Annotated in this window: 18 protein-coding genes; 9 read left to right on the plus strand and 9 right to left on the minus strand. The window is 44.6% G+C overall.

The genetic code is table 11. The features are described 5' to 3' along the window. Window positions 1-108: 108 nt before the first annotated feature. Complete coding sequence (locus QUA50_RS20010) at window positions 109-342, minus strand: hypothetical protein (protein ID WP_194012320.1); 234 nt, start codon at window positions 340-342, stop codon at window positions 109-111. Window positions 343-520: 178 nt separating this feature from the next. Between QUA50_RS20010 and QUA50_RS20015 the strand changes: the two genes are divergently transcribed. Further along, entirely contained in the window at window positions 521-1,750 is a 1,230-nt protein-coding gene (locus tag QUA50_RS20015) for a hypothetical protein (RefSeq protein WP_333266259.1), read from the plus strand. Here the strand turns inward: QUA50_RS20015 and QUA50_RS20020 are convergent. The 6 genes from QUA50_RS20020 to QUA50_RS20045 form a co-directional block, all read right to left on the minus strand. Next, window positions 1,692-2,114 (minus strand): hypothetical protein, encoded by a 423-nt coding sequence (locus QUA50_RS20020; RefSeq protein ID WP_333266258.1) that lies wholly within the window; start codon window positions 2,112-2,114, stop codon window positions 1,692-1,694. The two genes, QUA50_RS20015 and QUA50_RS20020, sit on opposite strands and share 59 nt — an antisense overlap. A 58-nt stretch (window positions 2,115-2,172) precedes the next feature. Then, window positions 2,173-3,294 carry a DUF6753 family protein gene (locus QUA50_RS20025; protein ID WP_333266256.1) on the minus strand — a complete coding sequence of 374 codons (1,122 nt, stop codon included), beginning with the start codon at window positions 3,292-3,294 and terminating at the stop codon, window positions 2,173-2,175. Window positions 3,295-3,913: 619 nt separating this feature from the next. Then, entirely contained in the window at window positions 3,914-4,711 is a 798-nt protein-coding gene (locus tag QUA50_RS20030; protein WP_333266254.1) for a mobilization protein MobD-like protein, read from the minus strand. A gap of 49 nt (window positions 4,712-4,760) precedes the next feature. Beyond that, window positions 4,761-5,273 (minus strand): hypothetical protein, encoded by a 513-nt coding sequence (locus tag QUA50_RS20035; protein ID WP_333078347.1) that lies wholly within the window; start codon window positions 5,271-5,273, stop codon window positions 4,761-4,763. Then, the gene (locus QUA50_RS20040; RefSeq protein WP_333266252.1) at window positions 5,266-6,951 is read right to left on the minus strand and encodes a hypothetical protein; all 1,686 of its coding nucleotides are present in this window, start codon (window positions 6,949-6,951) and stop codon (window positions 5,266-5,268) included. The genes QUA50_RS20035 and QUA50_RS20040 overlap by 8 nt, the downstream gene beginning before the upstream one ends. Before the next feature lie 245 nt (window positions 6,952-7,196). Beyond that, the gene (locus tag QUA50_RS20045) at window positions 7,197-7,430 is read right to left on the minus strand and encodes an SMI1/KNR4 family protein (RefSeq protein ID WP_333266251.1); all 234 of its coding nucleotides are present in this window, start codon (window positions 7,428-7,430) and stop codon (window positions 7,197-7,199) included. Between the two features lie 251 nt (window positions 7,431-7,681). On the opposite strand from QUA50_RS20045, the gene QUA50_RS20050 reads away from it, so the two are divergent. Next, window positions 7,682-7,966 (plus strand): hypothetical protein, encoded by a 285-nt coding sequence (locus QUA50_RS20050; protein ID WP_333380194.1) that lies wholly within the window; start codon window positions 7,682-7,684, stop codon window positions 7,964-7,966. 34 nt (window positions 7,967-8,000) lie between these two features. On the opposite strand, the gene QUA50_RS20055 is transcribed toward QUA50_RS20050, so the two are convergent. Beyond that, entirely contained in the window at window positions 8,001-8,231 is a 231-nt protein-coding gene (locus QUA50_RS20055; protein WP_333433664.1) for a hypothetical protein, read from the minus strand. Window positions 8,232-8,697: 466 nt separating this feature from the next. Between QUA50_RS20055 and QUA50_RS20060 the strand changes: the two genes are divergently transcribed. From QUA50_RS20060 to QUA50_RS20080, 5 genes are all read left to right on the plus strand, one after another. Then, entirely contained in the window at window positions 8,698-9,561 is an 864-nt protein-coding gene (locus QUA50_RS20060) for a siphovirus Gp157 family protein (protein WP_333266246.1), read from the plus strand. Window positions 9,562-9,693: 132 nt separating this feature from the next. Next, window positions 9,694-9,945 (plus strand): hypothetical protein, encoded by a 252-nt coding sequence (locus QUA50_RS20065; RefSeq protein WP_333298822.1) that lies wholly within the window; start codon window positions 9,694-9,696, stop codon window positions 9,943-9,945. Between the two features lie 178 nt (window positions 9,946-10,123). Next, window positions 10,124-10,363, plus strand: coding sequence for a hypothetical protein (locus QUA50_RS20070; protein ID WP_333103592.1), 240 nt, complete (start codon window positions 10,124-10,126; stop codon window positions 10,361-10,363). A 71-nt stretch (window positions 10,364-10,434) separates the two neighbouring features. After that, window positions 10,435-10,755: a hypothetical protein gene (locus QUA50_RS20075; protein ID WP_333266245.1), complete on the plus strand. Its 321-nt coding sequence runs from the start codon at window positions 10,435-10,437 to the stop codon at window positions 10,753-10,755. A 107-nt stretch (window positions 10,756-10,862) separates the two neighbouring features. Next, a complete protein-coding gene (locus tag QUA50_RS20080) occupies window positions 10,863-11,495 on the plus strand; it encodes a hypothetical protein (protein ID WP_333266243.1) in 633 nt (210 codons plus the stop codon). A 218-nt stretch (window positions 11,496-11,713) separates the two neighbouring features. Here QUA50_RS20080 and QUA50_RS20085 read toward each other — a convergent pair whose 3' ends face one another. Then, complete coding sequence (locus tag QUA50_RS20085; RefSeq protein WP_041623929.1) at window positions 11,714-11,938, minus strand: hypothetical protein; 225 nt, start codon at window positions 11,936-11,938, stop codon at window positions 11,714-11,716. Window positions 11,939-12,156: 218 nt separating this feature from the next. On the opposite strand from QUA50_RS20085, the gene QUA50_RS20090 reads away from it, so the two are divergent. Next, a complete protein-coding gene (locus tag QUA50_RS20090) occupies window positions 12,157-12,723 on the plus strand; it encodes a hypothetical protein (RefSeq protein WP_333266241.1) in 567 nt (188 codons plus the stop codon). A gap of 43 nt (window positions 12,724-12,766) precedes the next feature. Next, the gene (locus QUA50_RS20095; protein ID WP_333266239.1) at window positions 12,767-12,994 is read left to right on the plus strand and encodes a hypothetical protein; all 228 of its coding nucleotides are present in this window, start codon (window positions 12,767-12,769) and stop codon (window positions 12,992-12,994) included. Window positions 12,995-13,008: the final 14 nt, after the last annotated feature.

A 13,008-nucleotide genomic window follows, 5' to 3' on the forward strand; every position in this document is an offset into this window, starting at 1 on the left:
TAACAAGTTTTTACTCATAAAGAACCCCGTTATTACTATCAATAAAACTTCTAGTAACGAGTTAATAGAATTTTTTTTTTATCTAACCTCCCTTTCCATATGTGGCGATTAGTTACTTTTTTCACCATTGCCAAGGGGAATTAGACCCCTGCCAATCTGTTCTATCAACTCGTTGAGGCTCAATCCGCGTTCAATGGCGATCGCGCGAATTCCCTCCCATCCCACCGACGTTACCTGGATATTTCTTTGCTTCTTGGGTTCTTCATAGCGGGGTTGTCCCCCAGAGCGGTTGAGGTTGGCTAGTGAGTTGGGATGGGGGTGAATTCCTTTCCTGGGTGACATAGCGTCGATAGCATTTCCTTTTTTTTACTATTTTCGCATTTTCTGGAGGCTTTTCGACGACAACTATGTTAGTGTTGAATAGTTCAAGAAAATTCCTGCCCGCGCTGACTCCCCTACTCCGGTTGCGGTCGAGCGCGGGCGAGCCTTGCATTCAACAAACTCGCCAGGAATGCGTCAAATGCAATCAGAAGCAGACGATCGGGAGCCGCAAGCGTTAATTGTTTTGCCGGGGGGTATTGGAGGGTGTACCTCTTGTGCTGCGAAACAACTGCGAATCGACCCCGAATTTCAATCTCTCATTCCTCCCCTGAGTAAAGACGAAAAAGCCGCCCTGCAAGCGAGCATTCTGGAGGAAGGATGCCGCGATCCGTTAGTAGTCTGGGCCGAGGAAAAGCTTCTCATCGACGGCCACAACAGGTTCGCCATCTGTACCGCGCACGGCATACCATACAAAATTGTAGAGATGTCTTTTGACAGTCGGAATGCAGTCAAGGTCTGGACGATCGCCAACCAGCTCGGGCGGCGCAGCCTGACACCAGAATCTGTTAGTTACCTGCGTGGCACGTGGTACGAGCTGACCAAGCAATCTCACGGGGGCAAGCGTTCGGCAAACTGTCATTTTGACAGTTTGACAGACAAAATATCGCCAGATAGAGCAAGCTGTCAAAATGGCAGCTTGACAGACAAAACAATGCTAGATGAGGCAAGCTGTCAAAATGACCACTTGACAGACAAAACAATGCCAGAAGGAGCAAGCTGTCAAAATGGCAGCTTGACAGACAAAACAGCACGAGAGTTAGGAGAACGGTTCAAAGCTTCCCCCAGAAAGATTTACCGGGATGCCCAATTTACTCGAGCTGTGGATGCTCTCAGTTTTACTGGAGGGGACGAAGTGAAGTGGAAAATACTGAATCGCTCTGCTGGGCTGACCAAGAAGCAGGTCATCGCTTTGGCAAACGACACTCGCAGCAATCCGGCTCAGGTTGCCAAAACTTTACAGGGGCGCGACAAAAAAGTAAAACCTGAAGGCGAACCTAAGATCGCCCACCACCTGACGCTCAAAATTGGTTCCTTGGTGGAAGTGTACGCGCCCGATCGCCAGGACGTTAACGGTCGGTTGGGGCGCATTCAGTCAGTGGGCGAGAAAACGGCTACCGTGTGGATGCGGCACATCCCTACTCTTGCCATGAATTTGCATACCTTCAAACACTCGGCTCTTACTGCTGTACCGCTCGAAAATCAACCCGGACTTCAAGAAATTTGCGATCGCACTGGCCGACTTCACCAATTAGGAAATCTAGACCCGTTTGAAATAGAAATTCTGAACTTGTTAGAAAGAGCAACGGTTCTTACTCCCACCGAATTGCAGTATTTAGAACAGATTGAGAACACACACAAGCTTGATTGAGTGCCTCACAACTATTCTTCTTTTTGATATCAGCAATAACTTCGGAATTTTTAGTTGATTCACTTGACAGTTCAAACACTGAGTCAATCAATTTTTGTTGAGCTGCTAATTGTTGCAGTGAATAACAAGCTATTGCTCGCACTCGCTCAGGAGACTTGCTAGCATTTTTAGCAGCAAACGGCCCCCAGAAAGCACTCAGTACAATCTTAATCTGTTCCGATATTGGGTATGTTTGACTCAAACAGTAATCCCAAACCATCTTATCGAATGGGTCGTCTACTGCAACTAACACACCCGATATTTGCGACTGCACTTGCTTCTGATTTTGGTCAGGTAACGGCTGATTGTTCAAATTGGCTATCATAGATTTCTCCTGTTAAGCTAACTTATTTACATCCCATTCTCGATTTTAGTATTTGCCCTCAAGGAACAAACTCTCGTTCTTGAGGGGAGCGAATCCACAAAGTACAAAATCCTTTTTGTGCAGGTTTCCCCTCTACTGTCAGTGTCACCCCCAATCGATTTATCTCAGTTTCACACAGTTTTTTGCCGCCTTTTTCGCTCAACAAAGCTTGATTCCAGCTCATAAATTGGCGAGCATATTTCCCTTCATTGCTGGTTGCCCACTGAATTGTATCGGCGTTCTTGCGAGCAAACTGACCCTCTTTGCTCAGCCCCCATTCGAGCGCTACGGCTTGTTCTAAAGTGAGCTGGCGCGGCCCTTTTGGGTCGAGTTCAGGCGGTGGAATAAACCGGGGCAGCGCTAACCCGATAAACGCGCCAATCGCCATTGCCCCTAACACTACCCCGCTCCCAAAAATCACCGACCAAATATCGTGAGCAACTTTCTCTAAAGCTGCTTGTCGCACTAGGGTGTAAACTGAGTTGGAAATGTGGCGATGTTGCACCTTAACAGCCGCTTTTCCCTGCCGTTCTAAAAACTCCCTGCTTTCTTTTTCCCAATTTTCAGTAAGCTGGCGAACTTGTTCCAGTTCTTGAGAAATAACAGCTTGAGAATCTTTCAAATCACCTTGCCATTGAGATTGCCAATTCTTGAAAAACTGGTCAATCTCTTGTGGTTTTTTTTCTAACAGCAGTTCGAGTTGACCTGTAGCCAGCAATACGATAAAAAGCGGGTCATTTTTATTGAGACCGTATCGGTAAGCTGTCTGAATGACATGAGAGCGAAATTTGGAGTCTTTGCCCTTGAGTACCTGGCTGATTAGTGACTCAGTATCTCTCTCGTACATGGGAGGGGCAGATAAAGGATCTCTGTTCAGAGCTTCTCTTTCCCTCGAATCATCGTCTATGAGTTCCCAAAACTCCTCTTCATTTAGCTTATTCCCATCTAATCTCAACTTTTCTTCTACTGCATCTTCTGGGAATGTATCTGGAGAATCGGGCAAACTTTGCGAATTTTCAGCGGATTGTATGGAATTATTTTTGGTATTATTAAGTCTGCCCTGTTCCCTTGGCGTTTCCAATATCTCGCCAAACTCTTCAGAGTCAACTTCGGAAAGTTCTTCTAAAAGTCGATCGGACATTTAACCTCCTACCTAATCAAAATCCTAATCTTTATGCTGTTCTGCATCGCGCATTCTATAGTGTGAACTCATATTTTGTCCGTCTCCTAACGAGTTCATCACCCATTGATATCGTTTCCGGCTGCATCGTCAGGTGATAAATTAGAGGGCAATTTATGAATGATTGTTACAAGTCGCCACCTATCTCGGCGCAATTTTCAGTTGTTCGATTCACAGTCAACAGTCAACATCATAAGGAGTGCAACCGGAATTGATATGACTGTAAAATTTACAGGAATACCCGCAAATTATCGGTTTAGACACTATCTGTAGTATTAAGATGTGTTTCGGCACACCCAGCCCGCTGGCCCAGTGGTGAAGAAGTTTTTGAAACCCTGGAAATCTCGTAGCGGGCGATCTTCTTATTTTCCGAATTTAAACGCAATAAACAACGTTTATTGCTAATATCCAACACCTGGGATAACACAACTGCGTTGATTGCCCTCAGCCAGCGGGCTGGTTTCGGCACACCCTATCAGTAGAGTCTGTGCGTAAGCCTTAATTTAGATTCTTAAAAGCTTACGATACCTTTTTTACAAATTACAGCCTCCTGAGACTTTACAACCTGTTGCTTATTTTGTTACTCAATTTGTGGCTCATTTTCTATCTGCATTTCCTCATTTTTTTTTAGTTCATGGGGCGCGATGGCTTCTTTTTTATTGCGATTGGGTGCGTTGTTAAACAAACCTACATCTTCTATCAGACGGAAACAGTCTTCCAGAAAAGTATGCAATCGCTGCTGACTAATTAAGAAGAATTCAGAGTGTTTCATTGCTTGAGAAAATGACAACCGCTTCGTATCAATAAACTTGCGCTCTCTTGCACTCAGAGCCGGCAAATCTACGACAGGAATTCGGTAATTATTAATGAGCTTGTTCATTTCCTTATGGCTTTGTACGTGCGACCAATCTTTGCAAACTCCAAAATTGCGGACAAAAATGTGATTGAGCTGACCTTCAAAGTAGTTGAAAGAGTCAATAAACATTTCAATGCTGTCCGTCGTGCCACCGCAAATAAACCACTTGCATACATCAACTCCTGACTGCTCTTTAAAATCAGGAGAGGTTAAATTAGCTTCGTCAATCCATTTGTTGATAATGCTGTAAACCCGAGCTGGTAAATTGACAATCACAGGAGTTTCTACTGCTGTTTCAAAAATAATATCGATATCGAAAAACTTCTCTTCATCTTCAACTAAAGCTACGATTTTTGCATTGTGTTCAGGATAGCGCTGCTGCACGTCAGGATTTTGAAAATCGCCATCAATTAACGTGTACAGCAGTTCATACTTCTGATTGAATTCAACCAGAATCCGAGTTAGCATCGACTTGCCAACGCCACCTTTCTCGCCGTCAACCAAGTGAATCATGTTAGTCATTTCATTCCTCCTTGCTGGATGTCGATGTCTATTCAAGACTTAATAATTTTTAACTAAAGCTAGGCCCGACCATTGCTGGATCGAAACCAGCTAAGTTAAATGCGCTGTTTTCAAACTCAACTTCTCCCGAAAATTCCTCTGGTTCTTTTTCTTCGGGCAAACTTGCGGGATTTGAACTCTCAGGGGCAGTTAATTCCGTAGCAATAGATGCACCTGAATTCGATAAGTGAGGGAAAGTAGCTAAAGGAATTAAACCCGAAGAAATACCAGGGGCAATTACTCCTAACTCGGTACAGTTAAATCCCGCATCTCGGCAAACTTCATCTATCTGCCTGAGCAAAAAATTAATGCTTTCTCGCCTCAAATACTCTAAGTCTGTACTAGAATGACTACCGCTATTGCGTAAAGATGCTAATAGCCACCGCGCTTTGATCAGAGGTAAAATCGTTTCTTTGAAGCTAAAAAAAGGATGATTTTGTAGGTAAGACAGCAAGATAGCGTCTTCGGAATCTGGCAAAACTTGACAGCGCCAGCAAAATTCCTTGTAGCGTTTTCTAGGCATAATTCCTCACCTTCTTTCCAGCACCTCGGTAGGGCCCTCCCAATAAGAGAGCTGCATCTAAGTTTGCTTCTGATTCCTCTAATGAAGGTTCTGTATTCGACGACTCATCACTCAATTTATTAGAATCATCTAAGCAGCTATCTTTGATACTTGAATTAGCCTGTTGTTGAGCGCAAATTTCAGTGTTTTGTTCAGTAATATCTTCAGTGTTTGGTTCAGTGGGTTCCTCAAGTTTTGGTTCAGTAATATCTTCAGTCTTTTGTTCAGCGGGTTCCTCAAGTTTTGGTTCAGTAATATCTTCAGTCTTTTGCTCAGTAGATTCCTCAAATTTTTGTTCAGTAGATTGCTCGGATTTAGCGTGAGTAAATTGCTCAAGTTTTAATTTAGTAGGTGGCTCGGATTTTGGGTGAGTAGGTTGTTCAGATTTTGGCTTGGTAGATTGTTCAGATTTTGGCTTGGTAGATTGTTCAGCACATTCTTTTACACTCTGTATATCAGTCGTAGGGACTGGAGCATCTCCTGAACTGGAAGTTGTATCTTCTGCCCTCTGAGAAGTTGCCGCAACAGACCTTTGCCTCAGTACCTCAAACTGAGATTTGAAGTAAGAAAATAGTCCGTAAACATCAGCTACGCGGCAACCTAAACCATCAGGATCGAGCGTTTTTGGCACTGTTATACCTGCGTGCCAAGACAGCGAATAATGAGAAAACTGATTTCGCAGTTCGGGCTTCATATATTCAGAAGTCCCCCCGCAAAATACAATTTCATCTAAATCGGGCGGCAGCACTTCATTAATCCAATGAGATAGCATTCGAGCGTAGTCGAAGCGAGACAGCTTGACTGCTTCAATCAATTGGTCAACTTCTCGATCTTTCGCTGTCTCCTCTCGATTCCGAGCAATTCGGTAAAAGTAAGGGCGGTTGTAGCTTACGCCCGCTTGAGCGATTGATAAAGCCAAACGGGAAGCATCATAGTTAGAGGTTCGCTCTTGAACTAGATCCACCAACCTTACCATTCCTAAGTCTGAAGTTTTGCCCTTACCGACAGCACCGCGTGCCGAAACTATTACCGAAGCATTGCGAAATCCTACCATAACAAAGGCAGTTACCCGCTGCTTGAAAGCTGAACCTAAATTACTGTTGTGGATCAAAGCAATGCCGCCACCTTCTTGCAAAGCTTGGGTTTTGTCCAGGGTGACGGATAGCTTGCCTGTGGGTGTTTCAAATGAAGCCGAGTATTGACTTAATAGCTCAAAAAATTGCTTGGAGTCATTAAATTCGCCTGGGGGCAAGAAAACGGAGATCGCAGCGCTGAATTGATTGCCTAAATCTAACTTCCGCGACACTACCCACAAAGCTGCTAGAGCTTTGTACAAAGCGCTACTGTACTTCAGTCCCGCTAAACCGATGTGAGCATTGAATTGCGCTGCTGCCAAGTAGCCAACGGCTCGGCATTCATTACCAATTGCCACCCAAGCAATATTTTCGGGAGATGCTGATGCGAGGTTGGGTTGTGTGAAACAATTGGCTATGTCTTGGCTCACCGGCCCCACCTGCGATTCCATTACAAAGGAGCTTGCTTTACTGGCTGCTTGCGAGCTTTGGCAGAAAACTCTAGTAGATAAGCCGCCAAAATCTATAGCCAGAATTGCATCGGGTATTGAGGATTTTTTCTTCATAAATGCTGGCTTTTATTACGTTATAAAATGATAGTATTGGCTTCTATTTAAGTCTGACCTCACCAAATCTGGTGGTTTTAGATAGTTAAAATAGCCCCCTCCAAATGGCGGGGTACAGGCTGCCTTGCAAGGAAAAAATCTCGGTTTGTGTCGGTTGCTTTGCGCTTCCTACAAATAGCAACTATGTCAAGATTAGGCTAAGATGAAAGGCGAAAGATTGATTTTGATAACTATCCTGTCTTCGTTTAACTCAAGCTGAGCGGGGAGTTCTGGAGCTTCAAAGAAATAAATTGGGTACGGTAATCTTCGGGCAGCTTGATTTGATGTTGCCGCTCGAAACTTTGCAACTCGGCTTCCGCAAGCGTTTGCCTCAGTTTGTATTGGTGAGAATCTGCGCGTGTTCCGTGCAGATTTTTATCTTCTTCCTGCAAGGGTTGAAGCAGTTCTGCTAATTCTTTAATATTCTTTGATATTTTCAATTGCCGATTCCAGAGAGCAATCCATCATATCCCAGTCAATGCCATCATCGGGGAACAGCGATAATTGCCCGGGTGATACGTTGGATTGCCCGCGGTTGTGATAAGAAAGGTGACACGCAGTACAAAGGGCTATTAAATTTTCTGGACGGTTGTCCTCCGGTATCCGGTTGCGGTGGTGCACTGTCAAAGTTAGGGAACATCGTTCGGATTTGGTTAAGCCACTTTTCTTACCGGGTCGGAGGCATTGTTGATTGCACTTAGCGCAGCGCCAGAGCGCACTTTCTTTCACGGATAACGCAATCTCTCGCCAATTTTTTGGATACCTTTTGGGTTTTGCCATAAACGTCAAAGCTCATCTCTCTATAGGGCGATCGCTTTTGTTGCCATTACTCAGAATACCGCCTCCTCCGGGCATAAAAGCGATCGCATTCGGGGAGGCAAGGGCATGGCGGGCGGGTTGGGGTTTGGGTTTAGTTTGGCTCGAAATCTGGGTTGGCGGCGATCGCGCATGGCGCTACAGCTCAAGATCCTATTAGTTTTTTCACTCCTTCAAGATAGAAAATCCTGATATTACCGAAACTCCTGTAGGCTTAAATACACTTGACTATCTAAGTAATTAATAATCTCCCGGCGTTGCGCTTGACTTAGATATGCTTTTGATCCTTGATACTTCAGTTTTAATTCTTCAACTCCATTTTCGATAAATTTCATTTTGCATTGACTGATAAATGTTGCTGATACATTTAATATTTTTTGAATTTTAGAACAAGGCATCCCCTCAATCCACATCATTACGGACATTGCTCGCTTCAGTTCTCGCTAAAGGAGGGGTTGCTCTCGATAAAATCACTTAACTCTTTTAAAGGTTGTTGCTCACACATATTGTTTTTTTCACTGAAATTCAGTATGCAAGTATTATACTCCACAACCATTATAAAGTATAAATTTTGGTGAATCATTTAGGATTGCTATAGCCTTTCTCAGAAAGATGAGGTACTATCCGGCATAGGGCATAGGGCATAGGGCATAGGGCATACCTCACTTTTTTGAGAACCGCTATATATGCGGTCAAGTGATTGCTGCTGCTGTGACAGAAGACGGCGAAACAATAGGGCTGACAGAAGCTCAGTTTCAATTAGTTGCGGCTAATCTGACTTTGGTTATCATCCTGTAATAAATTCTGCCTCAAGTCCGTACTTGGGGCAACTCGATTATTTTAAAAACTACCTAATAACACATAACTAATAACTAACACAACTAAAACGAAATGGCTATCGCAATGGGTGCAAACAACAATGGTGAGAACATCATGCCCAGAAAGAAGACGCAATTACCTGCCTCCCAGGAATCTGTTACATCGACTGAATCTACGCCCAACACCTCCTTATTGGATGCCATTTGCACTCAATTGCTAGCAGCATCAGAACAGGGAATAGAAGCACTGACCGCCCTCAAAGCTCAACTAACAGCACAGCACGACACCCCGGATACTCCTGAATCCGACTCAATTGTGCAGCAAGCGTGGCAACACATGAATCCAGAGCAACGCGCTCTTATCTCCAGTCGCTGCGATGCTCACCGAGAAAAAGAACGAGTGCGCGGTAAATCATTGCACCAACTCACCGCCGAACTGGAGGACTTTGATGAGCTAATCGACAGCATCGAAGGTGAAGAAATCACACCCGAATTAGAAGCAGCGGTGCAACAACTACTCGAACAACGCGATAACACCCACGACCAATGGCTCATCAAAGTAGACAATTACTGCGCTGCCATCACCAACCGCCACGCTGTGAGCAAACAACGGAAAGCTGAAGCAGAACGCCTGAGTAAACTAGCAGCATCGGATAGCACACGGGTTGATTGGATGAAGCAACAACTCAAGAAGTGTCTCGAATCCCAGGGTGTGAAAAACCTGAGCTTACAGCGTTTCCACTTAACTATCAGCAAGAAGGGCGGAGTGTTGCCCATCAAACTCGCTTGTGAAGTAGCACAACTTCCTCCCCAGTTTCAACGCATTGAGGTATCAGCCGATAACTCCGCTATCCGCAAAGCTTTGGAATCAGGAGATATCGAAGCTCAGCAAATTGCACAATTCGGAGAACGTGAAACCCACTTGAGTGTGCGGTAATCTTAGCATTAAAGCCTAAGAATATCCTCCTGGGTAACAAAGCTAAATTGTCAGGCTTAAATGTTAAAATAGAAACAAAAATAATGGCAAAATAATGGCTACCGCTAGTGTAGAAAAAATAGTAAGTTAGAGGTGACACCATGCACTTTAGGTTTAGATTGCGCTCAAATGGGTTTAGATGAATGCGGAGAGTGCATCAATGAAGAAAGTTGCCACCACTACACAGAAGCTTGGAATTTGTACGAGATAGTGCTACTCAAAGGATTACCAGGAGCGGTGTATATATGCTGGCCTGGCAGAGATGCGAATACCGAATGGACGAATGAGCAATGGGGATTTAAGCACCTCAATAACTGCGATTGGTTCACTACACAGCATCATTGAATACCTTTGCCCAGTGGCAACACGCCTATTACAAACTTAGCTCTAGAAAGAACACCAAGTACGTTCGCAGTGACTTATTTGATGAGTTTGAAGCGTTGAGAACGCAGGTAGACACGGAGTACGGGAAACGACAAGAAAGCAGCGCTCTCATCCTATTTGAATAACAGAACACATAAAAATGACCAGAAACATTCACACATTCCTCAGAACGGCTTGCTTCGTGAGATGCCGTCACCCTTCCCATCACGAACGAGGATACACCTTAAAGCATCATAAACTTGAGGGCATCATTCAAGTTTGGTTCAACTCTTTTGAGCTGTTGGATGAGGCAGAAAAAGTTTTGAGAACAGAAGGGCTTGAACTAAAGATAACTTTGGCTTATCAATCTAACGGCTGTTTTCTTTCGATTGATTGTTAGATAACTACTACACTCTTGGATTAATGGAGTCATAAAATATGCAGATTTTCTCATTGAGAAAATACAATCCCATGTCTCATTCCAATCGGATGGTATCGCGCTATGAGTATCCCTACTGCTATCACGACAATGTGTATAACTTCAAAAAAATGATTTATCCAATCAACCCGTTTGATGATGGGGTATGGATTGAAGCTAGTCGAGTTCCGCCTGAAGTGTTCGTGCAGTCTATTAAAGTAGAGTTGATTCTGAGAGATGCGAAAAATCCTTGGCTGAATGCCATCAAAAATGATTCATCAGAAATGATGGTTCGTGTTGATGCCCAATGGATTCAAACATTTAAAATACCCCGATATCTGGGAGGTAACTCAAATGAAATAACAACAAAATAAAGAGCAATTCGTTGTTGAGCATTGACTGAAACAACGGTAGATATTGAATACACGAAAGGGCAAAAAACCAGCGTTTCCATGCCTTTTTACTTGAACAAGGAGGAATCATGTTAGGAACACACTTCATCGAATTACCCGTAGCGATGCCACCCATGTTACCCGGGATGGTGGGAGTCAACAACACTCAATACTTTGCTCTTTATTACCAAGGAAGCAAAGCCACATGGAGTAATGGCAGAGCAATGGCTACATTTAGCTACTACGCCGTGTATGCGCCACTGATAGAACACATAACTCTCGCAATCCACTTAGAATCTTACAACTTAGGCTCTGATGATGAATTGCCCGAACACGCAATTTTATGCGACACTGTTCGCCATAAAATGTATGTCGGCGCGTACAAAGAAATCGATTATTTCCTGTTACAGCAGCATCCCCATGAGCCGTCCCACTTGACCGCCCAAGAGTTTGAAGAAGCCGTGAAAGCGGTGGAAAGTATGACCTTAGAGCAAATGCAGCGTTTGGGAATGTTCGAGATGTTCGGCAACACCAATCCCCAAGCGCGCCTCGCAACCACAGAATTGGTGCAGTGGCTAGACCAACAAATCACCGAAGAATTGATACAGCAATATATCCAATTAGCTAATCGGGGTAATTGGACAGCGGTGAGGGCATTAGACACCCTCAAGCGTAGAATCTCGGAAACTAGGAAATACCACCAGCAATTAGAGAGCAACTAAATTATCTATGCCGGAGAAGTCTCGATATTACAGCCTCGGCATGGGTACAAAACACCCATAGTGTAGCAAACGCGGAGTTAGCCCATGAAGCGATTGACTTGGAGGGATAAAGCAATTTATTCAGTAATTTTCTCAATGCTTGGCAGCTTTCTAACAGTAACGAATACCTTTAATTCTGGGGGTCACCTCGTTCGAGGCGTTTTGACTGCCTCAACAGCTCAGGTGTCGAGTTTATCCTTAGCCTTGTTTGCCCTAAGCCGATCGTTTACCAAGCGTTTGTTGCTCTGTTCGGTATACGCTGCAAAACCCAGTACCCAGAGCATCCGGTGCAATTCGGCAGGTTTCCAGCCCTCATCCTTGGCTAATTCTTGCATTTGCTCTAAAAGGGGAGCAGGCACGGAAAAATCTATGCGTACCATTTTAGGAGCATCAATGTCGGGCATTTTCAATTTCCACAATTCATATACTGCTTATCCTACAAGGATTTAGGGGCTCCTAAGTCCTTAAGGATTCTCCCTCATGCCCAATATTCACCTCTGAGGGTATACACAGGGCCTCAGAAGGGTATAATGTGGAAATTCATCCAAAACCAAACCCCGCCCCCTCTGACTCGCAATCTTCTGGGGCGGGGTATGGCACTCACTTTCGGGAGATTTCCTCTATGTTCGCAGATTACGGGCAGCCATCGCAACCCGCCCGACCAAGCTTTGTAGAAATACCCAATCCCCGCGTCACCACCACAATGGGACGCATGGAAGTGACCGACGTTCGCCCTGAAACAGTCACCGGTCGCCTGCTAAATGACCGAGATAATTTGATACAGGAAGACGGACAGCCAGTTTACATCTGCGTTCGGAAACATGAGATGTTGTGTGACACCGAACGAGCCAACATGATGAGTTGGTGGGAACTGGGGGAACAAGCGATTGCGGGACACACAACGCCCCGAAAATATTCCCTCGAATCCTTAATCAACAGATTGGACGGGTTGAAGTTAGATGAACTCTACGCTTTGCGAACCTTCGTTTGTTTGGAGAGCGACCCATTCCAAGCGTATTCGGGTAGCGTCAACAGCGACTTATCCCACTTGCAGGCTTGGTTCCCGACAGTGCGAGTTCTTGAGCGTGTCGAACAAAACCAACTAGCAAGCGCGCTGTGCTGGCGAATAGCTAGCAACTCCAACGCATCAAGCGCACCATCTCCAGGCGACGGGAGGGACGATCGATAGCGATCGCCAGTTTCTTCCATCAAGATACCAGTGAGGAATGACCATGACCAACGGCAATGGGTCTAACGGCGTGTCGCCTCAGCCAGATCCAATACAAAAGTTAACGGAATATGTCGAATCTTTGGAAATTTCTCTGGAAATTCAGGAGGATAAAACAGACGTTATTGAAGATCAGGTGGCAAATCTGACCGAGCAGATAACTGAGTTAAAACAACAAGTAAAACAGATATATGGAGATGAAGAGGACTGGGAACGTATGTCCAAGACTTGACGGACTTATCGCAC

The sequence above is a fragment of the Microcoleus sp. M2_D5 genome (genome assembly GCF_036701935.1).
GTDB lineage: Bacteria > Cyanobacteriota > Cyanobacteriia > Cyanobacteriales > Microcoleaceae > Microcoleus.